18 protein-coding genes are annotated in these 26,022 nt (G+C 34.3%); 14 read left to right on the top strand and 4 right to left on the bottom strand.

All coding sequences use genetic code 11. The annotated features are described in order from the left end of the window. The first annotated feature begins 213 nt into the window (after nucleotides 1-213). Together HME9304_RS13910 and HME9304_RS13905 are read left to right on the top strand one after the other, a co-directional pair. Nucleotides 214-1,752 (top strand): oligosaccharide flippase family protein, encoded by a 1,539-nt coding sequence (locus HME9304_RS13910; protein ID WP_112379157.1) that lies wholly within the window; start codon nucleotides 214-216, stop codon nucleotides 1,750-1,752. Nucleotides 1,753-1,763: 11 nt separating this feature from the next. Beyond that, nucleotides 1,764-2,828 (top strand): glycosyltransferase, encoded by a 1,065-nt coding sequence (locus HME9304_RS13905; RefSeq protein WP_112379156.1) that lies wholly within the window; start codon nucleotides 1,764-1,766, stop codon nucleotides 2,826-2,828. Between the two features lie 3 nt (nucleotides 2,829-2,831). Here the strand turns inward: HME9304_RS13905 and HME9304_RS13900 are convergent, their stop codons facing one another. Beyond that, nucleotides 2,832-3,806 (bottom strand): glycosyltransferase family 8 protein, encoded by a 975-nt coding sequence (locus tag HME9304_RS13900; protein WP_112379155.1) that lies wholly within the window; start codon nucleotides 3,804-3,806, stop codon nucleotides 2,832-2,834. A gap of 507 nt (nucleotides 3,807-4,313) precedes the next feature. Here HME9304_RS13900 and HME9304_RS13895 point away from each other — a divergent pair. From HME9304_RS13895 to HME9304_RS13885, 3 genes are all read left to right on the top strand, one after another. Beyond that, nucleotides 4,314-5,489 carry a glycosyltransferase family 4 protein gene (locus HME9304_RS13895; protein WP_112379154.1) on the top strand — a complete coding sequence of 392 codons (1,176 nt, stop codon included), beginning with the start codon at nucleotides 4,314-4,316 and terminating at the stop codon, nucleotides 5,487-5,489. A gap of 355 nt (nucleotides 5,490-5,844) precedes the next feature. After that, nucleotides 5,845-8,091, top strand: coding sequence for a NeuD/PglB/VioB family sugar acetyltransferase (locus HME9304_RS13890; RefSeq protein WP_112379153.1), 2,247 nt, complete (start codon nucleotides 5,845-5,847; stop codon nucleotides 8,089-8,091). 67 nt (nucleotides 8,092-8,158) lie between these two features. Further along, nucleotides 8,159-8,764 (top strand): sugar transferase, encoded by a 606-nt coding sequence (locus HME9304_RS13885; RefSeq protein WP_112379152.1) that lies wholly within the window; start codon nucleotides 8,159-8,161, stop codon nucleotides 8,762-8,764. 24 nt (nucleotides 8,765-8,788) lie between these two features. Here HME9304_RS13885 and HME9304_RS13880 read toward each other — a convergent pair whose 3' ends face one another. Then, nucleotides 8,789-10,195 (bottom strand): phenylacetate--CoA ligase family protein, encoded by a 1,407-nt coding sequence (locus tag HME9304_RS13880; protein ID WP_112379151.1) that lies wholly within the window; start codon nucleotides 10,193-10,195, stop codon nucleotides 8,789-8,791. A gap of 849 nt (nucleotides 10,196-11,044) precedes the next feature. Here HME9304_RS13880 and HME9304_RS13870 point away from each other — a divergent pair. Together HME9304_RS13870 and HME9304_RS13865 are read left to right on the top strand one after the other, a co-directional pair. Continuing rightward, a complete protein-coding gene (locus HME9304_RS13870; RefSeq protein WP_112379149.1) occupies nucleotides 11,045-13,297 on the top strand; it encodes a TonB-dependent receptor in 2,253 nt (750 codons plus the stop codon). Between the two features lies 1 nt (nucleotide 13,298). After that, nucleotides 13,299-13,664 carry a heavy-metal-associated domain-containing protein gene (locus tag HME9304_RS13865; RefSeq protein ID WP_112379148.1) on the top strand — a complete coding sequence of 122 codons (366 nt, stop codon included), beginning with the start codon at nucleotides 13,299-13,301 and terminating at the stop codon, nucleotides 13,662-13,664. 33 nt (nucleotides 13,665-13,697) lie between these two features. On the opposite strand, the gene HME9304_RS13860 is transcribed toward HME9304_RS13865, so the two are convergent. Together HME9304_RS13860 and HME9304_RS13855 are read right to left on the bottom strand one after the other, a co-directional pair. Next, entirely contained in the window at nucleotides 13,698-15,062 is a 1,365-nt protein-coding gene (locus tag HME9304_RS13860) for a tyrosinase family protein (RefSeq protein WP_112379147.1), read from the bottom strand. Nucleotides 15,063-15,091: 29 nt separating this feature from the next. After that, on the bottom strand, nucleotides 15,092-16,921 hold the full coding sequence (locus tag HME9304_RS13855) for a fibronectin type III domain-containing protein (protein ID WP_112379146.1): 1,830 nt from the start codon (nucleotides 16,919-16,921) through the stop codon (nucleotides 15,092-15,094). Between the two features lie 682 nt (nucleotides 16,922-17,603). On the opposite strand from HME9304_RS13855, the gene HME9304_RS13850 reads away from it, so the two are divergent. The 7 genes from HME9304_RS13850 to HME9304_RS13820 all read left to right on the top strand — a co-directional run bounded on the left by HME9304_RS13850 (nucleotide 17,604) and on the right by HME9304_RS13820 (nucleotide 26,005). After that, a complete protein-coding gene (locus HME9304_RS13850) occupies nucleotides 17,604-18,656 on the top strand; it encodes a GNAT family N-acetyltransferase (protein ID WP_112379145.1) in 1,053 nt (350 codons plus the stop codon). A gap of 195 nt (nucleotides 18,657-18,851) precedes the next feature. Then, complete coding sequence (locus HME9304_RS13845) at nucleotides 18,852-20,294, top strand: MBOAT family O-acyltransferase (RefSeq protein ID WP_112379144.1); 1,443 nt, start codon at nucleotides 18,852-18,854, stop codon at nucleotides 20,292-20,294. Between the two features lie 6 nt (nucleotides 20,295-20,300). Next, entirely contained in the window at nucleotides 20,301-21,248 is a 948-nt protein-coding gene (locus tag HME9304_RS13840; protein ID WP_123877511.1) for a hypothetical protein, read from the top strand. A gap of 55 nt (nucleotides 21,249-21,303) precedes the next feature. After that, on the top strand, nucleotides 21,304-22,545 hold the full coding sequence (locus HME9304_RS13835; protein ID WP_112379142.1) for a GNAT family N-acetyltransferase: 1,242 nt from the start codon (nucleotides 21,304-21,306) through the stop codon (nucleotides 22,543-22,545). A gap of 82 nt (nucleotides 22,546-22,627) precedes the next feature. Continuing rightward, on the top strand, nucleotides 22,628-23,575 hold the full coding sequence (locus HME9304_RS13830; protein WP_112379141.1) for a GNAT family N-acetyltransferase: 948 nt from the start codon (nucleotides 22,628-22,630) through the stop codon (nucleotides 23,573-23,575). Continuing rightward, entirely contained in the window at nucleotides 23,535-24,827 is a 1,293-nt protein-coding gene (locus HME9304_RS13825) for a GNAT family N-acetyltransferase (RefSeq protein WP_112379140.1), read from the top strand. The genes HME9304_RS13830 and HME9304_RS13825 overlap by 41 nt, the downstream gene beginning before the upstream one ends. Before the next feature lie 8 nt (nucleotides 24,828-24,835). Continuing rightward, nucleotides 24,836-26,005: a GNAT family N-acetyltransferase gene (locus tag HME9304_RS13820; protein ID WP_112379139.1), complete on the top strand. Its 1,170-nt coding sequence runs from the start codon at nucleotides 24,836-24,838 to the stop codon at nucleotides 26,003-26,005. Nucleotides 26,006-26,022 lie beyond the last annotated feature (17 nt).

The raw sequence follows: 26,022 nt of genomic DNA, 5'->3' as shown, positions 1-26,022 counted from the left end.
TTGGTCTACCTTTACATTTATTTTGGTCTATAATTTTCGTGACAATAGCTAAAGATTTTTATAAAAATATTGATTTTAACAAACATATGATAGATTTAAGCGAATTGGCTTAAAAATTTGACATACTATAACCTTATATAAAATAGAATAAAAAAGACATAACTCTAACGTTAATCTATACATCTACAAAAGCCACGAAATTATAATTTTTAAATGAGTCAAATCAAAACTGCTTCCCTTGTTTCTTATGTGACCATAATTACTAATATCCTTGTTGGTTTAATGTTGACTCCTTTCATTTTGAAAAGCTTAGGTAAATCAGAGTATGGGCTGTATATGCTTGTAGGTTCTATAATAAGCTATTTAGCACTTTTTGATTTTGGATTCAATAAAACAACAATAAGATTTGTCTCAAAATACAGGCATGAAGGAAACAAAGAGAAAGAAGAAGTTTTCATTGCGACAAATCTAAGAGTCTATTTTGTTATTGCTATAGTCATAGTATTGTTTGGTTTGGCAGGGTTTACTTCCATAGACTATTTCTTCCTAGAGAAATTTACGGACCAAGAACTCTACTCTTTTAAGGTCATGTATCTATTTATGTTATTAAACGTTGTATGGGTGATTGTTAGTGGTTCTTTCTTAGGTATCATTATTGCGTATGAACGATTTATATTTCCAAAAGCATTAAACTATCTACGAATCCTATTAAGAGCAGTTACAATATTTATAGTTTTGTCATCTGGGGGTAAAGCAATAGGTATCGTTTTAGTTGATACCATTTTTAACCTAGCTGTCCTGTTAACTTATTTTATATTTATCCGTTCTAAGCTTAAAATCAGATTTAAACTATCAAAGTTCAATAAGGGATTTATCAAAAAGATTTTTTCCTATTCTATCTGGATTTTTTTAGGTGCTTTAATGGATCAACTTTATTGGCGTTCTGGCCATACAATATTGGGAATCAAATCTACTACTGAGCAGATTGCTGTCTATGCCATAGGCCTGTTATTTATAAGTTATTATATGACCCTTTCCTCAGCTATTTCTGGGCTATTCTTGCCTCAGGCAACACGAATGTATGTCAACAAAGCTACTCGTAAAGAATTGGCGGACTTAATGATTAAAGTGGGAAGGATTCAATGGTTTGTCATTTCTTTAATGCTTTTTGGGTTCTTGTTCTTTGGTCAACAGTTCTTGCTATTGTGGGTTGGTGATGGGTATCAAGATTCATGGATGATAGCGGTAATCATTATGATTCCTCTAACCATTCCTTCTATTCAAAATGTTGGTAATTCGTTGACAGAAGCTTATAATATTCATGCGAGGAAAATTCAGGTCAATGCGGCTTTTGCAGTAATAAGTGTAATTCTTGGTGTATATCTTGCTGGCAATTATGGCGGTATTGGAATTGCCGTTGCCTGCTCAATTTCGATTATATTAGGACAGATTGTATTCAATAATTATTACTTCAAAAGTAAATTGGGGATGGACTTGATTTATTATATCAAAAAAATGTTGTCTGGAAATATAATAACCATTCCAATACTCATTGGATTGGCATACGTACTTAATATGATTTCTTGGAATGGAAGCAATTGGTACAATCTTGGACTAAAAGTTGTTCTTTTTATAATCCTTTCATCAATAGCAGTCTATGCTATTGCTATGAACAACTATGAAAGAAATTTAGTGAAAGAAATTCTTGCTAAAATTCCAGGTATAAAAAGTTTAAAGAAAAAAACTGAATAAAATAAACTGTATTGAAAAATATAAGCTTTTTCATTAATACTCTCGGTGCAGCAGGAGGTACGCAAAGAGTTCTGACAACTCTGGCAAATCTTCTGGTTGAAGACTATTTAGTAGACATATTAATTATTAATGATAGTAAACCCTTTTTTAAATTGGATTCTAGGGTAAATCTCAAACTTCTTAGACCTAGCGGTAATTTTAAAATTATGAGTATTTTAAATTTGAATAAATTAATTTTCCGCGAGCTTAAGTCCAGTTCCTGCGATTATTACATTAGTTTAGATTCGAATTCAATATTATTTCAAAGTCTTTATTTGCCAAAAAAAACCAGACTTCTAATCTGGGAACATTTTTCCTTAACCAAGAATTCAAATAAGCTGCTGTTCAGAATATCCAGATACTATGCAACTAAACGTGCACAAGCTATCGTATTGTTGTCAAATGTGGAAAAAAAAGATTGGGCCGAAAGATATAATATTCCAGAAAGTAAACTCAAGCATATATATAATCCTATAACCATTGAAGAAGTTAATAATCATGATTCAGACCAATTATACAGAAATAAAAAAGTTTTGGCAATAGGCAACAACATTCATATTAAAGGCTTTGACTACCTTATACAAGCTTGGAGCTTACTGGAAAAAAAGGGCTGGACTTTAGAAATAATCGGTCTGAAAGAAAAAGAGCAAGAGAAACTTGAAAAGTTAATGACTTCTTACAGCTTCAAAAATAAAGTTATTATAAAGGGCAGAGTATCGAACATTCGCCAAAAATATCTGGACTCCTCTATTTACTGCTTATGTTCAAGAAACGAAGCCACACCTTTGGTTCTTATCGAAAGTCAATATGTTGGTTTGCCTGCAGTCATTTTTGATAATTGTCCTGGAGCGCTCGAGCTATTGAATGATTCTGGAAACGTAGTTGCCTACAATCATGTTGACTTACTATCTCAGGCTATAGTAGATCTTATTGACTCAAAAAAATCTTTTAAGCAAATTTCCATAAAAGCTAGGCAAAATGCTGATCGTTTTAATCGACAAACTTTTAAATTAAAGTGGAAACAAATTTTGAACTGATTGCTATTTAATATTTCCTTTAGGTCTTTTAATATTAAGTACTTTAAGAAATATCGAAAAAGGCAAGAGATTGAATAATATTCCCACAAGTTTGACATTGAAAGTTCTATTATCCTTTTTTAATTCAAAATCCTTCCATGGTGTCTTGTTAAGATACATTAGGAATTTTTTGGTCAATGGATGCCTTGATCCTTTAACCCACGGTCGTGTAATAAAAGATGGGGTAAAATGAACAAATACTGGATTATCTACAGCTCTCTGTAGTGCCTCATCATTATAATAGGATTTCATCCTGTAAATCGTCATTATTTGCTCACTATTCATAAGATAATAAGGCGTAATGCAATTATATTCTGGAGGTAAAATATAAAATTCTTTATAAAACAATGCATTGATAACGGCTTGATCATTGCTATACTTTACTTTTCTTTTTATATATGATTTCATAAACTCCTCAACCCTGTCCAAACTATTTTCTTCTCTAAATTTCTTTAAATTAAAAATTAGCATTCCCGAATTAATGTATTTGCAATTTACAGGCATATTTATGGAAGTTTTATGTCTCTCGAATACAACATCTTCTACTCCTGCAAATGAATATTTGTCAATTTTTATTTCCCACAATTTTTTTAACGAACCCAATACGATTGCATCACAATCCATATAAATGACCTTGTCAACAGTTTCAGGTAATAATTTGGGCAAATAAAGTCTTGCGTATTTATTTATTTTAGAAACTCCAAAAATAAACTCACCTACTATATCTTGAGAACTATGAAAATCATATATAATACATTTCCTGTTATTGGCGGCAATCATATCTTTCATTTTCCCTTGGCTTTCTTTACTTATTCCGACAGAAATAATATGAAATGTTATATCGGGGATGTCTATATTGTTTTCAATCACCGAAATAATGGCAGTGGCCATAAAAGGAGTATAATTTTCATCACTTGAAAGTGCGATGTGTAAATTCATAAGAAATATAGTTTTGTTATTTTTTTCTTTTTATAGCTATTGGCATAGTTGAGTTAAAAAATAAGCAATTTGTTATTTGAAATTATATGCTTTACCTATAACATATCGTAAAAGTAATATTCTAAAAGATTTGTATATAAATCAAAGATAATATTTTCATTAAGCAATAGGATTTCATTCTAAATGTTTGGTACTAGCGATAATTTACTTATGTTATCAAATTGAGATATTTAATTGAGTAGTTTCTTTAAATTCAGGAAAAATTAATTATCAAAGAAATTATCTATGGCTCAATACTAACGTAAAACATAAATCCAACTTACTGGATATAACATATATAAATAGCTTATATTTCTATAATTTATATTTCAATAGAAACCAGTATCTCAGACTGAAGTATAACAAGGTTAAATCCTACTAAAAATTAAATCACGTCCTTGATTTTTCTAAAACAATTTAAATATATTTGCTGTACCATTCCGCTATAACCCATTTCATTATCATTTAATGACCAAAGAAAAAATTATTAGGATAACTACAGTTCCTAGATCATTGGGCGGTTTGTTAAGAGGTCAACTCAAGTTTATGACCCGTTCTTTTGATATCGTTGGAATCTCGTCTTCTGACAATGGGCGCTTGGACAAAGTAGCTCACGATGAAAATATAAGGGTTATTCCTCTGGAGATGACCAGGAGAATCACACCAATTAAAGATATTAGAGCAGTAATTCAATTATACCGCATTCTAAAAAAAGAAAAACCTCTAATCGTTCATAGCCATACTCCAAAAGCAGGAACTGTAGGTATGATCGCTGCAAAACTTGCAGGTGTACCGCACCGATTGCACACTATTGCCGGACTTCCGCTAGTAGAGGCTACGGGTATAAAAAGATGGTTGTTAAATTCCGTTGAAAAACTGACGTATAGTTGCGCAACAAAAATCTATCCCAATTCTTTTGGTTTGGAGAAGATTATACTGGAACACGGCTTTACAAAACCAGAAAAATTAAAGGTTTTGGCCAATGGAAGCTCAAACGGGATAGATATGGAACATTTTGACCCATCTCTATTTACTATTGAACAAAAAGAAACACTCAAAAAAATTACTAAGATAAAACGCGAAGATTTTGTATTTGTCTATGTGGGCCGTTTCGTTACTGATAAGGGAATCAATGAACTTATAGCTGCATTTACAGAAATCAATAAATCCTATTCCAATACTAAGTTATTGCTTGTTGGCAATTATGAGAAAGAATTGGACCCAATCCTACCAGAATCAGAAGATCTAATTGATAAACACTCCAATATAATTGCCGTAGGATGGAAAATAGACGTAAGGCCCTATTTTGCAATAGCAGATGTACTCTTGTTTCCAAGTTATAGAGAAGGTTTTCCCAACGTTGTTATGCAAGCGGGAGCAATGGGTCTTTATAGTGCTGTAACGGATATCAATGGTTGCAATGAAATTATCATCGAAGGTGAAAACGGCACGATTTTTCCTCCAAAAGATACTACCGCATTGATTAAGGTCATGGAAGATATTTTGAACAAAAAAAACACAAGTGTTTATGATTCAGAAAAAATAAGGGAATTAATCGCTAATAGGTACGACCAAAAGATGATTTGGAAAACTATAGAAGCAGAATATCAAACTTTAATCGTACAAGAAAAAAATAATCAATAGCATTATTTGTAGTAAAAAAACAAAAATCAATCTTAGAACGCACTATTTAAACAAATCATCAAGAAAAAACGACGTTAAACGCAATTAATAAATTATTCAATGTTTTTAAGATAATTTTACCGTAAGTTAAGATGTCATTTATAAATTTGCATGACTGACCATATGTTAAAGGGTAAGGAATGTTTAAAGATAAACAACAGAAATATAATTAATTTCTGCTCATGTTCTATCATATTTATTTAAGATTTAAAATTTTCAGGTCAACAAAATCCCCCCTCAATTTTTATTGGAAATAAATAATACTAGAGCACAATATCCATAAATGTTATATGAACTCAATATTTAGTATGGATTAATGGAAAATTCGGTAATCATAGGGGCAGGAACCCAGGGACAAGTTTTTGCCTCTTATTTGAAAGAAGCGGGCATAAACCTCATAGGATTCATTGATGATAGTCAAGAACTGGAAGGGAAACATATTTTGGGAATACCCGTTTTAGGAAAATACAATGATTTATTTGAAGATACGCTTAAAAATAGAGTCCAAAATATTTATTGTCCTATAGGCGATAATACAATACGCTCAAAATACCTTTCTACATTAAAAAAAGAAGGCTACAACATCCCCAGTTTTATTCATCGTTCCGTATCAATCGCACCTGACGTAATCTTAGGTGAAGCTATTTACATGCTAGCGGGAAATATTGTGATGCCCTTTACCAAAATAGGTAGCTACCTAATGGTGAACCAAGGAAGTACCATAGCACACCATGTTGAAGTTGGCGAAGGTGTCTTTATTTCTTCAGGAGTAAATATTGGTGCCAGCATGATAGTTGAAGATAGGGCTTATATTGGTATGGGCGTTACGGCAATGACTGGAATCAAAAAAATTGGAAAAGACTGTCTTCTTGGTGCTGGTGCAGTCATTATTAGGGATGTTCCCGACTATGCAACCGTAGTGGGCAATCCTGGAAGAGTTATCAAAATTAAAAACCAAACTAAAAATATGGATGCTATCAAGAAAAATTATGTTTATGATATGGCCTTTGTTGGTTCAGGTATATCGACGGCGTTCACGTTACTCCAATTTCTAGAAAAAATAAAAGATGTCAATCTTGAAAAACCCATCAAGATAGCGGTAATTGAAAAATCAAAAGATTTTTATATGGGATTGCCCTATGGAATCCGTTCTGGGTTTTCATCCTTGTTGATTACTTCACTGGCCGATTTTTTACCACAACCTGAACTTGATTTTTTCCTCAAATGGCTTTCCAATAATAAATTATGGTTATTAGAGGAATTTAAAAAGGATGGAGGAACCCTATCGAAAGAATGGTTGAAGAAGCACAAGGAAGATATTGACAATGACCAATGGGAAGATCTTTTCATCCCAAGACGATTTTTTGGTGAGTACATAAAAGAAAAAGTGCTTTTCCAGATAGAAAAAGCAGAATCAAAGGGCAAGATCAAAGTAAATCATATATCAGTCATTGTAAATGATATTATCAATAATGACGGGGCTTATCAAATTATTTCTGAAAAGGAAAAAATCGTTTCCAAGAAAGTAATTTTGGCCATCGGTTCCCCCCCACCCCGAAAAATCTGGTCAACGGATACTGACGAATCAAAAAATAATACCGGTATAAAGCTGTTTGGTGACCCTTACGCCGTAGGGATAAATAATACGCTAAAAGACATAGATGACTTTTTATCCGAAAGAAAGGATTCCCCTACCAATGTTCTAATTATAGGAGCAAATGCCAGTGCACTTGAAATGCTCTATAAAATCAATGACGACCCCAAACGCGTTGACCATATCCACAAGTTCTATTTTATGTCTACGCTTGGTATTGTACCAGATGCCGTAGAGGATGAAACAAAAGGAAAAAAATTCAGTCCAAAAAACTTGTTTTCGTTACAAAGCTCAGAACATCTGACCGCAGAACAAATAGTCCATGCTGCATTTGCAGATCTTGATGTAGCTGAAGCCATGAAAATAGGTGCAGCGACTACCGTAAAACCTATTTCAGAAGCATTTGCAAAACTACTGGGGTCTCTAGAGAAAGAAGAATTGGAAAATTTTGCGTGCTTTGCCGGAAATGAAATCGGTAGAAGACAACGTTGTGCAGGACAACATTATTCAGAAACAGTAATGAATCTTAAGGAAGAGAAAAGATTTGAACACATAGCTGGGCGTTTTTTGGGATTGGCGGAACAACCAGACGGTACTTTTAAATGTCGATACTTAAAAACGGACACAGCAAAGGAGGAAATCCTTGATGAACCGGTAAATATTGTAATCAACTGTATAGGAAGCGAACTTCTTGATAATCAAAACATCCCGTCACTTTACAAGAATCTAATTTCATCCGAAACTTGTATACCCAACAAATCCTTTAGGGGTTTTACCGTTAATAATGATTTTGAGGTCGCACCAAATTTTCATGTTATTGGACCCTTACTTGCAGGTAACTTAATTGATGATAAACCTGTTTGGCACGTAGAACATTGTGGTAGAATAATATGGTTGTCAAATTTACTGTCAAAAAAACTGAGTGATTATTTTCTAAAGCCAGTATTAAAAGAAACTCAAATCCAGTGATTCTGCATTTCTAATCAACTTAGAGCTATTAAATTTTTCTCCGTCAATTCATTTTGAAAGTAAGATTATGTATAAAAATGTGTTTAAACGTCTATTGGATATAGTGGCATCCCTTTGTGGCTTAATCCTCCTATCGCCCATTTTCATAACGGTTGTTTTGATTTTGTTTATCGCAAACAACGGAAAACCCTTTTTCTTTCAGAAGAGACCAGGAAAAAATGGTCAGATTTTCAACATTGTCAAGTTCAAGACCATGAACGATAAAACGGACGAAAAAGGAGAATTACTTCCTTTTGAACATAGGGTTACCAAAATTGGACTTTTTATAAGAAAATACTCTTTAGACGAGATTCCGCAATTATTGAACGTTATTGGAGGGCAAATGAGCATCGTGGGACCACGGCCCCTTTTGGTACAATACCTTCCTTTATATTCAGATTTTCAACAAAGACGACACGAAGTAAGACCGGGAATCACGGGATGGGCTCAAGTCAATGGTCGAAATGCTCTTTCTTGGAATGAAAAATTCAAATTTGATGTCTGGTATGTTGAGAATCTTTCATTTGCATTGGATGTTAAAATCCTGTTTTTAACCGTAAAAAAGGTTTTCTTAAGAGAAGGTGTAAATAGTAGTGATACTGTAAATATGGAAGCTTTTACGGGTAATGGTTAATTGTTCGTATAAAAAGAGGCTAGGCTAACTTCTATATTCTGTTTCACATTCCTCACCGCACGAATCTTCGCCTCTCCGTTCTGTTCTATCTGATTCTTTTGAATTTAGCGTGTTGATAGCTTTATTGATGACCAATTTTCGTTTACCTGATAATAATAAAGGTATTTCATTTACATATTCTACCTTTATTTTAGCATCGTCTCCAAAATAAGCTTTATACTGCTCAATAAGCTTTACTTCATTGCTATAGTCAAAACGATTCAATAATTTAAGTTTAATAATGTAATTAGAGTTTTCCTCCTGTATAAACTGAAATTGATCAATTTGGTCGTACTGTAAAATTTGATGAATGATATGGGGTGACACATATTCACCTCTAGTATTGGTAAACATATCCATTTTTCTACCCTCAATTTGGGTAAAAACCATCGGTTTACCAGGATTCTTAGGGTCATAACCCAATTTCCCTACATCTCCAGTATCATATCGTACCAGAGGCATAGCACAGTTAAAGAGATCGGTGACCACAATCCTGCCTGTCTCACCATGGGGTAATGGAACATCTTCGTTCATTGCAAAAATTTCCACATGATAACTTGCCCAGTTTATTTCATAATCGCTCTCGTTGTTATCAATTAAATTCTGTTGGGCAATGATTCCATTTTCACTATTGGAATACCTTGAAACAGGTTTTACGCCAAAATGGCGCTTTAGCGCGTTTCTTGTATAATCATTTAGGCTTTCAGCCATCGATATTACAGTTTTAACCTTGCAATCCTTGATTTTCCTTTCAGAATTGTCCAAATGTTTGCAGATAGATTGAAGACCTGATGAATATCCAAGTATCCCCTTGACAGATGAATCATTTTCAAGCTGGTCAATCACTTTGGAAAGATATTCTTCATTGAAATCATCAACAGAATGCATAACCACGTTTTGAATCCAAGAAAGTAAATTACTTTTCCTGTATTGTTTGTCCCATAATCTAAAATAGTATAGCCTTGATCCAATTTCAAATCCGGCCATCTTTCCATAATAGATGGTATCGGCCGTACTTCTGTTTCTTTTATTCCTGTCATGGTATATCTTGAATGGATTCCCCGTAGATCCGCTTGTTACCACTTCGTATTGATTTTTATCCAAAAAATTCTTGCTTCTAAAAAGGTCATAATTTTCCCGGATTGTAGCTTTATCAACTATTGGAAAGTCTGAAAGAGTAATAGGTAGTTTGAACGAATTATAAAATGGTACTGTTTCAACAGTATGCTTAAGTACCTTCTCTAGATTACTTTTCCTTCGTAGCTTGGAATTTTCGGAACCGAAATCTTCATGGATTGATTTTATATCATTATAATGCTTTCTAACCCCTCCACCGTAAAGAAAATCAACGGTCCAAAATAAATATTTACGGGTAAACTCCAATATTCTCATTGTAAAACAAACAATTTATCATTTCAAAAAAAAGACTTTGGATGGGGGCATTCGCTAGTCGGATAATAATAGTCAACTCAAATCGGTCAAGGATCTATTTGAAGACTTACATGAATAACTTTGTATTTCATATCAATACTATCCACAATGTAAGTGCTTCTCTCCATCTCTTGAGGTATTTTTAAGTAGAGTGCCAAATTTTGACCTTCCACTGTTGTATATATTAACGGATCGTCTCTTAAGCTATTGTACTTTAAAACTCTATAGCTACTTATTGCTTTAGGCTCTAAGTCGTTAAAAGACATAGAAAATAACGATACATTTTTAAGAAAATATTCACTATTGTTCAATACCCGTATTTTAGTAACCATTTTTACTTGGTTACTTTTACCAGGTGCGCAAACTATTATCAATGACATTATGAATATAAAACTTATATATTTCATAACCATCTATTAACGTTTTTTTTGTTAACACTTTTTCCTCTTTTTTTGGCAAATGATTTTTTATTAAAAAATACAAGAGATTACGTAAATCTATAATCTGTAAGTAGAGGATATAAAGCAATATTTTTTTATAAAATTAATGTTTTTAAGTCCACATAGATAGAATACCCGCTAAGTGTCAAAAAACTCTGTCAAACGTACATTTCAACGATATACAACTCTTCGAATTCATTTAAACCAGAACATCGATTCTTATATTTGTAAAGGATTCTTGGTAAGAATCTAGTATCGGAAATACAGATTGGCATACTTTTATCCATGACTTTATAATATGTTTTTTAACTCGGGTTATCATTTATATTATGTTGCAGTCCTTTAGCAAAAAAACCTCAAAACCAACTATTTGCTCTATAAAAGTTTTTTCATAATTCTTTTAAGCCTATTTGTCCGCTTTGCAGCGACGGCCCAGCTACAGATAAAAGGGGTTGTCGCCGCGTATGTTGATGAGAAAGAAGTTCTATTGCCAGATGTAAATGTTTTTTGGTTGGGCAGCTCTATATGTACCGTAACCAATAATAAAGGGGAATTTTCAATACCGTACCAAAAAGATTACAGGAATCTCGTCATTCAACATATTGGTTATCTAGCAGATACCATAAATGCCAATAGACCAAATTTGGGTAAAATTAGACTACGAAAGCAATTGGATTTAGAAGAAGTTGTCGTTAGAAAAAAAATAAATCCTTTACAAAAATCGTTGTTCGATGTTCAAAATGTGGTTACGGTGGATAGTCGTGAAATGCTAAAAGCAGCTTGTTGCAATCTTTCCGAAAGTTTTGAAACAAACCCATCTGTTGATGTTAATATTTCTGATGCAGTAACTGGGGCCAAACAAATACAAATGTTGGGGCTAAATAGCCCTTATCTTTTATTTACGCAAGAAAATATGCCTTCAATAAGGGGCGCATCACAAATTTATGGACTCTCTTTTGTGCCAGGCTCTTGGATAGAAAGTATTCAGATTACCAAAGGTGCAGGTAACGTACTCAATGGGTTTGAAAGTATTTCCGGCCAAATCAATACAGAACTGGTAAAACCTTTAACCGATAAAAAACTCTTCCTTAATCTTTACGCCAACAACTATGAAAGATATGAGTTCAATGCACGATACAATCATGTTATTTCGGAAAAATGGGCTACAGGTATTTATTTACATGGTAATTTAAGGAATGGTGAAATAGATCGCAATTCTGATTCATTTTTAGATACTCCCTTAGCAAACCAGGTCAATTTCATGAACAGATGGCAATATTTAGATACTGATAAAGGTTGGGTGGGATTTCTGAACCTACAATATTTGGATGATGAAAAACAGACTGGACAACTTACCTTCAATCCAGATGTGGATAGGTTTACGACCAATGCTTGGGGAAGTGAAGTAAATACGCGACGCTTGGATATTTCCACAAAAGTAGGATATGTTTTTCCCGAATTACCTTACCAGAGCATAGGCTTTCAAGCTGCTTACAGTAATCACGAGCAAAACTCGTACTATGGATTCAATTTGTACGATATTGCACATCGCTCCTTTTACTCCAACGCTATTTTCAACAGTATTTTAGGCAGTACACAGCACAAATTTAAAACTGGCATAAGTTTTACTTACGATGTTTTTGATGAAAATGTAAACAGTGAAATACTACAAAGAACGGATAACACATTTGGAGGATTTTTTGAATACACCTATGATAGCCTTGAACGCTTAAGTTTTGTAGCCGGTCTTCGATTAGATCACGGCAATAGGCTTTCAACTTTTATAACGCCTAGATTACATGCAAGATATTCACTATGGGACAAGGCAAGCCTAAGGGGTTCTATCGGAAGAGGTAAAAGAGCGGCAAATATCTTTTCTGAAAACCAACAACTATTTGCTTCATCAAGACAGATAAATGTTATAGATAACGGTGGGGATATTTACGGATTGAAGCCAGAAATAGCTTGGAATTTTGGAGCTGGATTTATACAAAAATTGTATTTATGGAACCGGACTATGGAGCTTTCACTTGATTTTTATAGAACAAGTTTTCAAGATCAGGTCATTGTTGATTGGGAAAACGCAAGGGAAATCTCTTTTTACAATCTATACGGTGACAGTTATTCCAATAGTTTTCAATTTGATTTTAATTACGAATTGGTTCAAAATTTAGATGTAAGGGCCACTTATAAAAATTATGATGTTGTTATAGACTATACCTCAGAAAGATTACAAAAACCGTTACAGCCAGAGCACAGGGTTTTCATGAATTTGAACTATGAAACATTGAAAAAAGGAGAAGGTGCCCAATGGCGATTGGATTTTACTTGGAATTGGTTGGGAAGACAGAGAATCCCTAGTACTGAACTTAATCCAGCAGAATTCCGGTTCGATGATTTTTCTCCCTCTTTCAGTACTTTGAATTTTCAGGTTACCAGAGTATTTTCAAATCAATTCGAAGTATATTTAGGGGGTGAAAATATTACAAATTACACGCTAAGGAATCCAATTCTGGGTAGCAATGATCCATTTGGTCCATATTTTGATAGTACATTGTCATTTGCTCCCGTTCTAGAGGCAACTTATTATATAGGATTACGATATAAAATTAATACCGATTAAAATGAAAAAATCATTTATGCTTATTTTGTTTCTAACAATTTCGATTCAAATAAGCGCGCAGCAAAAAAACAAAAAGGTGACTTTTGAGGTAAAGGGCAATTGCGGTATGTGCAAAGAACGGATTGAAGAGACCGCAATAAAATTGAAAGGTGTCAAATACGCTTCTTGGGATATTCCAACCAAACAACTCTCACTTATTATCAACGAAAACAAATGCAACCCTTTGGACATTAAAAAAGCTATAGCTGAAGTAGGCCACGATACTGATATGGCTGAAGCGGAGGCAGCAGTTTATGATAAATTACCTGAATGCTGCAAATACCGTGATCCAAATACCATACATATGGACCACTCCAAAAAACATTAAGTAAGTAATCGTGGGAATTAAAACAAGAAATACCTATAGCTTTACTACTCGTTTCGCCAAAAGAATATCTCCGTTACCATCTACGACCCTTATAACATAAAAACCTGCCGAAAGACCATAAAGTTTGTTAATTTCGAGCCTGTCCGTATTCTGAAAGGTCTCTTGTTTGATTAACATGCCCATCATATTAAAAACCTCTATGGCACAATCTGTTTTTTTATCGAGGACTATTGTAATTTTATCCTTAAATGGATTCGGTGCTGCTGTTAGCAGAACAGGCTTCCCCTCACCCTCGCTCTCTTCCCATACTATTGGTTTTAAATCTGCTATAAAATCATAGGGTTTTTTACGGTCATTTGAAGCCAAAGGCCCAGATTTATTTATCAGACCTCCATTAATAACATCTATAGAAGCTTCAAAAGAAGCTCCGGGCACTACTTCAAAACCAGGTATAAAATTGATTTCGGTCACGGACTTCATGGAACAATTTGTTCCAGTAGGCACTATAAAATTATTCCCGGCCTCTATAACGAATTGATAGTAAAACACTTCCTCAGCATTATACGTATTGCTAACGATATAATTATCAAGTTGAGCCAAACCATTTTCTCCGTAAAACACACCTAATGCTCGTGAATCCAAAATATCGTTTGGATTAACGAGTGGTAAGGTAACTCCATCAAATACATAAGTTCCATCATAACGCAACATGTCTGTTCTTATAAAAGAAGATGATTGATGTATTTCTTCCCAATCCTGCCAAACTTTATCCACAAATGAATGATGGAAATAAAAAACAGGATCTCTAGGGGAAACTGGTGTTGGCATTGCACCTCCAACCCAAACATGCGCCCCTCTATGAACAGGTCTTCTCTCCAATTCATTTGAAAACAGAAGAAAGTCAGTAAAGTTCATAAGGTTGGAAACGTCTGTTGGAGTAGGTAATGGACCATTGCCCCCAAGATTTCTATTTAAATTCCAATTATTATCGAAACTTCCTAAAAACTCTTCGTCCCATAAAGGTCCAGTAGTGGATTGGTTTACTGAAGAATCCCAAAATGCTAGACTGATTTCCGGATTTATTTCCTGTACAGCCTGCTCCATTTCGAACATTTGCCTTCTATGCCAGGCTAGAAAAATATCTCTTTCGGCTTCATTGGGCAAATTAAAGTGCAAATCAAGTCTAGTTGGATCCGCAGTATTGTCAAAATTGAAAAAGTCCATATGAAAATCGGCCAAATCATCAAAAAGATCAGGACCTTGACGCAATTGATAAAATGCATCTACCAATTCTGTTTTTTCATAATCGGTCATTTCAAGAAAATTCTTTCGAATACTCTGTGACCTCAAAAGACTGGAAAAACAAAATAAAATAACTATAAAATAATGTTTTCTCATAATATAGGTTTGTAGACTGGAACTAAAACTTATTTATCGATTTTTTTGATATACTTTTCAAGTTCTGTAACTCTTTGAAAAAGGGATTCTAGTTTTTCATTTTCTTCCTGCAGCTTATTTATTTTCCTTTCTTGATAAATTGTATAAAGTGTGAGTTCTTCGATTTTTTGAAGTAATGTTGCATCCATTTTGCCTAAGTCAATTCCTTCTTTTTCAACTTCACTTGCACTAGGTACACCAATGAGGTACCCATTATCGGTGATATGCTTTTCAACTGTTTTTAAACTAGGTAGTTTATACTCATCCTCAAAAACAAAGTCAGGCCAATCAACTTGCAAATCAACTTTGACACCTTCACTAATCATATTTCCTGCGACAGCTAAACGATAACCTTGGGTATCGGTAGTTCCTATACCGATATTCTGGCTAGCATATAAATCTCTAGTCTGCCAATCTACTGTTGGTAAATTGGAATTCTCAGAAGTATAATCAACAATTCCTACTCCCGCCAAAGTGGTCACGCTCTCCACGTTGCTCACCGCCGAGGCGTTGCCCGCGGCGTCCCTTGCCACAACGGTAAAGTCGTAGCCCGTGCTGGCCGAAAGGCCAGTAACGCTGAAACTTGTCGCGCCACCGGTACTGCCAAGGCTCACGGCGTCCCGGAAGACCTCGTAGTCCGTCACCCCGACATCGTCGCCCGGGTCGCCCCACGAAAGGTCGGTGCCCGTGGCCGTAGTGTTGGAGGACGATAGGTCCGAGACCGCATTGGGGGCCTGGATGTCCGCTCCCGCCAAAGTGGTCACGCTCTCCACGTTGCTCACCGCCGAGGCGTTGCCCGCGGCGTCCCTTGCCACAACGGTAAAGTCGTAGCCCGTGCTGGCCGAAAGGCCAGTAACGCTGAAACTTGTCGCGCCACCGGTACTGCCAAGGCTCACGGCGTCCCGGAAGACCTCGTAGTCCGTCACCCCGACATCGTCGCCCGGGTCGCCCCACGAAAGGTCGGTGCCCGTGGCCGTAGTGTTGGAGGACGATAGGTCCGAGACCGCATTGGGGGCCTGGATGTCCGCTCCCGCCAAAGTGGTCACGCTCTCCACGTTGCTCACCGCCGAGGTGTTGCCCGCGGCGTCCCTCGCCACAACGGTAAAGTCGTAGCCCGTGCTGGCCGAAAGGCCAGCAACGCTGAAATTGGTCGCGCCACCGGTACTGCCAAGGCTCACGGCGTCCCAGAAGACCTCGTAGTCCGTCACCCCGACATCGTCGCCCGGGTCGCTCCACGAAAGGTCGGTGCCCGTGGCCGTAGTGTTGGAGGACGATAGGTCCGAGACCGCATTGGGGGCCTGGATGTCCGAAGTAGAGGCAAGTATAGAAATGTTATCTATAAAAATAGTATTTCCAGCGGTGCCCGAGGTAGTAGAGTTTCCCGTATAAACTCTAATTCTGGGTCTGGTGCTATTTGCGGTAACATTGAAAACATACTCGGTCCAATTGGTACTTGTAATAAGTGTCGTAGTAAAACCCGCCAATGATCGCCAAGCAGCAAAAGCAGGTGAAGGTGTCCCTGATACATAAGGTCCAATTCGAGCCCATATGCGAATTGTATATTGTTGTCCAACAACAGCATCAAATCGATGGTCAATAAACCTTCCACCTGAAGCGGTAGATGCAATATTTAAGCTAAAGTTACCTAACTGTGGGTCAACAACACTTGAAGATATGTCTGCGTTTCCTGTCCAACCATCAGTAGCATTTATTTCATTGGACACTGAGGCTGCATTAAAATCATCGTGTAAATCTTGAGAAATTCCAATTCTGAAAATTCCAATAAAAATTATAAAGGTTAGGAGTAATTTTGATTTCATCGAATATGAGGTATTGGCGGTTATCAAAAACGTATGAATTATACCTAAAAAAGAGTATAATTCAATACAAAATTAGGAGTATTAAAAACCCTGTAGAATTTTTATCTACGAACTGCAATTAATTACTATGAAATACACAAAAATTTTACAGTTTTTATTCTTGCCAAGGCCTAAACTATATCAATGCTCATCGGTAAACAACATGGTTAATTGCAATATTCTTTGAGAAACAAAAAAATGATTGCGGAAATCAAAATAAAACTTATTTGAAATAGCAATTTTTTCAGTAGGAATTCTTTTGGATATATTTTTTTATCCACTTACTTTTTTCCCTGGAAGTCAGTTCTTCTTTTTAAAAGTAAATTTTAATAAGGAATCGACGATGTTATGTTGTTCTATTTAAAAACTGTTTTGGAAGCTGCCAATTTTTTAATCGATTTATTTAAAACTAAATTCAAAATAAAACGTTTAATAGATATAACATTAATAATTCATGGTTATCAACGTTAGTTTTAGAGTTAAAATTTATGGCAACAACCCAACATAAAATAGAAGATAATAACTTAGATTTGAAAAAATGACGAAAAAATACTACAGGATTGTTAAAATAAAAATCTCTTTATCAAATAGTATTTCTTCAAACTGAAAGTTTTATAAAACTTTTTATTTAACGGTTCCCCCAATGGTGTACAAAAATGATTCTGTATTTCAGGTTATTACTGGTAAAAAGCAATGGATGCAATTGCTTTTTGAAATTGGGGATTTTGATTTTTATCACACGTACGACTATCATTGCATATCAAAAAGTGATGGTGAGCGACCAAAATTAATTGTCTATAGAAAACAAGATAAGATAATTGCCCTTCCCATAATTGTGAGACCAATTAGTAATACAGACTACTTTGACGCGACCTCTGTCTATGGCTATGTAGGGCCTTTGACAAAAAATATTACTGAAAAGTTCGATACGCTAGATTTCCAGCTCAAACTGAATACTTTTTTTAAAAAAGAAAATATTATAAGCGTATTTACGAGACTCAATCCTTTTCTACCTTATCAAGAGCATGTCTTGAACAAATTGGGGAAAATAGAAAAATTGGGCAAAATTATATATATAGACTTATTGGATAGCGAAATTGAGCAAACCTCCGGATATTCCCGAACCACAAAAAGATATCTAAAAAAACTGAAAGATTCTTGTTATTGTAAGATAAGCAATGAATATGCTGATATTCTCAGATTCATAGATTTATACTATGAAAATATGGACAGAGTAGAGGCAGCTTCTGAATATTATTTTGGTGAGAAATATTTCCGCGAATTACTGAACAGCCCTGATTTTGATGCAGAACTAATGTTTGTTCACCTTAAAGACACTGATGAAGCTATTGCAGCGGCCTTAATTGTAAAAACGAGTGACAGAATGGCGCAATACCATATATCTGGAACATTGATGAGTCATTTAAAGATAAGTCCAATGAGGTTTTTGATAGATCAGATGAGAGCTAAATGTTCTGAAGAAAATTATAATTACTTCAATATAGGTGGAGGATTGGGTGGACAAAATGATTCACTTCTTCAATTTAAATCTTCCTTATCAAAAAAATTCAAAACTTTCAAAGTGTGGAAATATATTGTTGATGAAAATGTATACAATAAATTAAGTAATGAAGTTAAAACAAATCCAATGGAGAAAAGACATCGTTTTTTTCCAAGCTATCGCTCTAAATTCTAAATACTGTTAGCAGAACTTTATCTTCATTAAAATAACCAAAAAGTTACTATCTGTCCTCAACTGAATAAACCCTAAGATGAAAGAGCTATTAATCAAATATCTTCAGTTAGTATTAAAGACCGATTTTTCAAATTCGGATTATATTTATTCAAAAGAGAGATTTTGCACAACCTGTGTTAAACTTTAAGCTTCGCAATGCTTTTCAATTCCTTTAATTTTCTTTTGTTCTTTCCAATAGTTGTATTGGGTTTTTATTTAGTACCACATAAATTACGTTGGTTATGGTTACTGGCCGCAAGCTATTATTTCTATATGGCGCATGAACCAGTATTGATTTTGTTGTTGATTGTCTCCACTTTGGTAGATTATTATTGTGGACTAAAAATGTACAAAGCCAAACCAAAAACAAAAAAATTGTTTCTTGCATTGAGCACAGGTGTCAATATAGGTATACTCTTTGTATTTAAGTATTTGTATTTTTTTACGTCATCAATTCAAGATTTTTTATCCTTCTTTGGAGCTTCTACTGTTCAAGAAGAACCTTTAAACTCCTACAATTTTGGTCAACTTCTATTACCTATCGGTATTAGCTTCTATACATTTCAAACCTTAAGCTATTCCATAGAAGTATATCGGGGAAATTTTCGCCCTGAAAAACATTTGGGCAAGTTTGCCCTTTACGTATCCTTCTTTCCCCAATTGGTAGCAGGACCTATAGAAAGAGCCTCTCACCTTTTACCCCAGTTGGTCCGAAAAGTATCTATAGATCTGCCAAATATTAAAAAAGGGCTCATTTTAATGGCCTGGGGATTCTTTCTTAAAGTAGTGGTAGCAGATCGACTGGGAATCTATGTGGATGAGGCCTTTATAGACCCTGAAAGCCCGCACGGAGTGTCTTTAATTTTGGGGAGTATTTTCTTCTGCTTTCAGATTTATTACGATTTTTCTGCCTACACCTCGATTGCAATAGGTGCAGCAAGAGTAATGGGCTATGATTTAGTCCAAAATTTTAATCGTCCTTTTTTTGCTACCTCAGCTTCCCAATTTTGGAAAAGATGGCATATTTCCTTTATGCGTTGGCTAAGGGATTACCTATATAGACCATTGGTACGGAATTTTAAGCTCAATAGATTTTCTGCGGTAATTATTGTATTCTTTATAAATGGTCTTTGGCATGGAGCAAACTGGACCTTTGTAATATGGAGCTTATTGAACGCACTATTATTGGTATTGGAAGTAGCTACAAATAGATTTAGAACAAAACTTTTTAGGAAGCTAAAAATCCCCAAGCGAATAATTGCACTTACTGGATGGTCAGTTATGGCTGCATATTTGACCATTTCGCTAATATTCTTTAGATCGCCATCCATTGCACATGCATTGGCATACATTAGGAGCATGTTCTATTTTAAAAGCTTACATTTTAATATATTAGGTAATTATCTTGAACTATTTTTATGCTTTCTCTTTATACTGATTGTACAAACAATTCATTATTTTAAGGGAAACAATAGAGTTTATGAGTTGGTCACTAACCAATCAAGACCAATGAGATGGGGTCTTTATATTGGATATATAATGGTTATCGTATTATTTTCCATAAATAGACAGAACACATTCATTTATTTTCAATTTTAGCCTGATATGATGAATTTTATATTGAAAATCATGTTTTTTTGTTTGACCTTAATCGGGGCCTACTTCTTTTTCGTTGATAAGCTCTCAGAAGGTTATGTAGATGATTATTACAACAAGTTCACACAAGAGGCAGGTAGTTTGGTATTGGGCCTTTCTCGTGGTGAACAAGGAATCGTTCCAGATATAGTTGAGGAAACTTTCCATGGTCAAATTCAAACGCCTGTTATCAATTTCGCTACCAATCAATCTTCCTATGGAGAGGCTTACCTACGGGCCGTTAAAAGAAAATTGGGCATTAATCATAAAAAAGGGCTTTTTATTCTTTCTGTTACCCCCGGTAATTTTACGGCGCCGCAAGGTATGTCAGATGAGGAAATTATTGCCCTAGATGAAAATACGCCCATGGGAAAAATGGATGATTTTATTTCCTCCCCAAATTATGAATACATTATAGATTGCTATGCATATTCTTTATATAATGTCTTCAACCCCTATAAATCCCAAGGTCCTTTACTATCGCACAAGAATGGATGGAATGAAATAAGAATCGATGAAAATCCTGGTCCAGTTGTAGAAAATGACATAGCCAACTGGAAGGCATTGACAAAAAAATATTACAAAAGAAAATTAAAGGAGGAGAGTATCTCGCAATATAGAATTCAATCCTTTATCAAAACATTGAACTTTTTAAAAGAATATGGAAATGTTGTAATGGTAAGGATGCCTGCCGATGTTGAATTGATACACTTGGAAAATGACAATTGGAAAGATTTTGATTCGAAATTCGATAGCATCGCAAAAAAACATGATGTTCCATATTTAAACTATTCAAGATTGAAAGATTCACTTAAAACCTATGATGGGTCGCACTTGGTTTCAAAAAGTGCCAAAAGATTTACACGGATACTTTCAGATGATATTGACAACCTATTGGTACGCCAAAAAACAAAGTAGTTCCGTATCAATTTGGTTAATGATCCCTATAACCACATAGCAAAACGTATATAATATGGAAAGTAGTCCGTATTTATCCGAACCATTTATATCAACTTGGATAAAACATTTTAATGAGGGGAAGCCTTTTGTCCAGTTCAACTTCATGGAACAACTTTCCTTTGTTGAACATTCCCGCTTTCCCATATATTTCAACACGGGAAAGACCAACACCAAAGGATTGTCCTACACCCTCATACCCATCAAATTTGATGGCCCAAGCAGTAAAGTTTTTTTCATATATGACGTTCACGGTGCATTTCAATCAAAAGATTCGTTCAGCAATGCCAATATTGGAAGGTTGAGCAGCATGCAGTATATAGGATATCTATGTGATTTAAAAGGGCATTCTAATTTGGATACCTATATGAACCAGGTAATCAGTAAAAGCAGTAGATATAAGTTTAGAATGTATAAAAGAAAATTGGAGTCTTCCTTCAATATTCATTACAGGGCATATTTTGGAGACATTGCCAAACAAGAATACGAGTTCTTGTTTAATCGATTCAAAAAACTTTTAGAGAAAAGATTTCGCGAAAAAAGAATACAAAACAACAATCTCGAGCCTAAAGAATGGAATTTTTATAAAGAGGTTACATTTTCTATGATTTTGAAACAACAAGCTGCTCTTTATGTAGTTTATGACGGTGAAGAACCTATTGCCATAACCCTTCTTAATTTTTCAAAAAAAATCGCTTTTGATGTGATTCGAACTTTTGATATAGACTATTCAAATTTTAGATTGGGAACAATAAGTCTTATGCAACAATTGCAATGGTGCATTGCCCAAGGTTTTGAAACGCTTGATTTTTCAAAGGGTCATTTTGAGTATAAAAAAAGATGGGCGACAAGATCATATAACTTTGAATACCACATTTACTATGATTCCCGCTCTGTTTTGGCTTCTTTTATAGCTTTTTCAATGAACATGTATTACGGATTGAAACAATTTCTTAGGGACAAAAATCTTGCAGCGGTTTTTCATAACAGTATTTTTTGGCTACGGAACGGGAATACAACTACAGAAATTCTTCCCGACTATTGTTTCAGGGAAAATCCAGAAATTTATAAAGAAGAATCTCTATCATATATAAAACTCGATGATGAGAAGAATCATAGTTTCAAACGTATGTTTTATGAATTTTTATACCGATATTCAGAGCATAAGACAGATACAAAACTTTTCAAAGTTTCAAAAAATCCTGGTTTATTTTTAATTAAAGGAAAGAATTCATCGGTTGAAGCAATACTTAAATAAAATTACTCTGATGTATATTTTTAGTAAGTACAATTTGATACACAATTAATCGGTTCCAACAAATAGCTATTGATATTTTATTATGGGCAAATCCTTGGCAAAATCTCCGACCCGATTTGTTTTTGACCTTTTCTTGGATAGAAAGATTTTACCGCTGTACAGTCCAAAACTAAAAAACAAAATAAGCCATAAAATTATCTTGGGAGAAAACAAACCTGTAAAAGTATCTAACACCCATCCATTTACCGTAAAGGATATTCCTGACTATCTAGAACTCTCCACACAAGGAAACTATCCTTTCAAATGCAAAGAAATTCGTCAGTATGAAGGCTTTTTGGTCAATCTTACCAAGCATAATAATATAAATTCTTATCTCACTGATAATCTCAACAAAAGGAATAGAAAAAATGTATTCGCAAAACGGAACAAGCTGCATGAAAGGCACAACATAAAATATGTCTGTTATCACAAAAATATCGATAGGCTTGAATATGATCGGTTATTTAAACGTTTCTATACTTTTTTGGAAAAACGTTTCCATGAAAAAAGAATTCTAAACCGTTACCTTGATAACTGGAACACTATCCATAGGGATGTCTATCAAAAAATAATTGATGGATGTGCTTCCCTATATGTCATTTATGATAAGAAGGAGCCAATTTCCATTACTCTGAACTTCCATTTAGGGGATATTGTTTTTAGCCATATCCATGCATATGATATCTTATATTCCAACTATAATCTGGGGGATGTGAACATGCTCGCGAATATTGAATGGTGTTTGGAAAATAAAGTTTCAGTTTTTGACCTTTCGATGGGAAAGACCTATAACAAGCAGAAATGGTGCAACCATACCTATTATTTTGTTTATCACATATTTTATGATAGAAAATCCACCAGAAGTAAAATATTATCGGATATCATTATATTGAAACTAAAATTTCTTCAATATTTGAGAAATAAAAATATAGTGGGCAAATTATTTCAGTATGATAGATTACTATACTGGAAAAAGGCCAAGGAAATATAACTTACGTCCTAAAATCAATATTTATACGATGCCCAAATCTGGCGAACAGCATAACCCTAAGACAATTGATTTTCTGAATAGATTTCTAGAGAAAAGAAATCCTCCTCCCGTATATGGTAAAATAGAAAACACCTTATCAAAAAAAAAGGTGTTCGAAGACCCGCGCAAGATTGAAGAAATGTCGGGCAAGTTATTCCAAGTTTATGATTTCCCCAGTTATTTAAGGCCAACGGTAAATCAAAAAGCAGACGGATGGAAACTAAATGTGCTCAATACGTATAGCGGCTCCATGATCAATTTAACACAATATGAGGGTATTGACGATTACCTAAAACAAAATTTCAGTGCTGGTAGGAGGTCCAAATTTAGGACTTACAAAAAGCGTTTGGAGATTGCTTTCAATATAGAATATAAAACCTACTATGGCTATATTTCCAAACAGGAATACAACAATCTTTTTGATGCACTGTATCAAATGATCACGCGTCGTTTTTCCCAAAGAAATTTGCAGAACCATGATATTGGAAATTGGGAAGTCTATAAAGAAATTGCTTACCCGTTAATCAATAAAAAGGAAGGTGTGCTATTTGTGATTTATCATGACAAAAAGCCTATTAGCATCAGTTTTGATATTCTGTTCGACAAAATCGTTTACGGTTATTTAAGAAGTTACGATATTGATTATGCCAAATTCTACTTAGGTTTTATAGATGCAAATAGACAACTTGAATGGCATTTTACGAACGGCTTTGAAATTTTTGACCTTTTGAAGGGACAATATGATTACAAATCTAAGCTTACAGATAGCTCTTATTACTTTCAAAAACATATTATATATGACTCCAAATCTTTTGCGGCTTCAATTCAGGGCACATTGACTACTATAAGGGTAAAGTTATTTTATAACTTCATAAAGCTTTTGAAGATGTTCAAAGTACATTTAATCTATCATAAGCTTATGGATTATATAATTCAGAGAAAGCTCTCTAAATATCCTTTAACAGCATCAACAAAAAATAAGGAGGTAATTTCATGCGTAGATATTGTTGAACTTGAGGACAGTAAAATCCTTAAACCAATATCCTTGGAAAACCGTGATTTTTTCTTTCTAAAAAAACACGTATATGATTTCTTGTACACTAATAAAGAATCACTGGATAGTATAAAATTGTTTGAGCTAAAAGGAGAATCCAATGCTTTTGCAATTTGTGGTCAAAAAAAAATACGGAAAATTGCTTTTGAAACCGTCTAGCAGATAACATGGTGAGAACAAAAACAATCGTTTTTCTAAGGAACCTTTTAGTAAAGGGCAATCTATCCCCCTTTTACACTAAGGTTACCGGGTTCAATAAAGAGCTTTACCATATTACTCCTAAGGTATGTCTTGCTTTACAAGATAATTTGTTTTATATAAAGGACGTTCCGAACTATCTACAGGTAGATCCGCCAAATAAACTCAAATTGAGAATAATACGTGCTTTAGAAGGCTATATAATTCGTTTTGATGGTTTTTCTGTGTTCAAAGATTACTTGGACAAAAACTTTGGCGCTAAAAGCAAATCCAATTTTAGAAGATATACCACTAGATTGGAAAAATGTTTTAATATAGATTACAAAATTTACTACGGAAATATTACAAAAGATGAGTACGAAAGATTGTTCAAAGTATTACGGGAACTTTTGATAAAAAGGTTTCATCAAAAGAAAGAGGCAAATTATGAGCTGCAACATTTAGATGAGTTTAAAACAATTTTGTTCGATTTGATTATTGATAAAAAAGCGAATCTATTTGTAATTTATGATGACGAAAAACCAATAAGTGTCAGAATCAATATACATTTTAAAAGAATGGCATATTATATACTTAGTGCTTATGATATCGATTATGCCAAATTTCATTTAGGTACTATTGAAATGTTGAAGAATATAAAATGGCACTACGAACAGAATTTTGAAGCGTATGATTTATTAAAAGGGTACGGGTACTACAAAAAAAAATGGATGACACATACCTATCATTGTGAAAATCATATCGTTTATGACCCAACATCCCCAAGTGCTGTTATATTTTCCTTTTTGAAAGTCGTCTGGGGCAGAAGTTATTATAGCTTGGTAAAAATGTTGAAATCAGTGGGTGCCAACAAACCCTACAAAAAATTGAAAAAACATTTGTTCAAAATAAAAAACCCAAGAATTAGTCAAAAAAAAGTTTCCCCTATTGCCATTGATTCCATACATTCAAATGAAACCCTGGTTATTATTGATATAAAAAGTGATAATGATTATGCCTTTCTTAAAAAAAGTGTGTACGACTTTATTTTTTATACCCAAGAGTCATTCAATGACATAAGGGTATACAAATTAAAAAAAAGGCCATCCCATTTTCTAATATGTGGTAAAACTCAGAAAAAAGCTTTAGTGTTACAATGACCTGGATTTTAAACAAT

It is taken from the genome of Flagellimonas maritima, assembly GCF_003269425.1.
Lineage (GTDB): Bacteria > Bacteroidota > Bacteroidia > Flavobacteriales > Flavobacteriaceae > Flagellimonas > Flagellimonas maritima.
The sequence above is the reverse complement of the archived record's forward strand: the minus strand, read 5'-3'. Positions and strand labels throughout refer to the sequence as shown.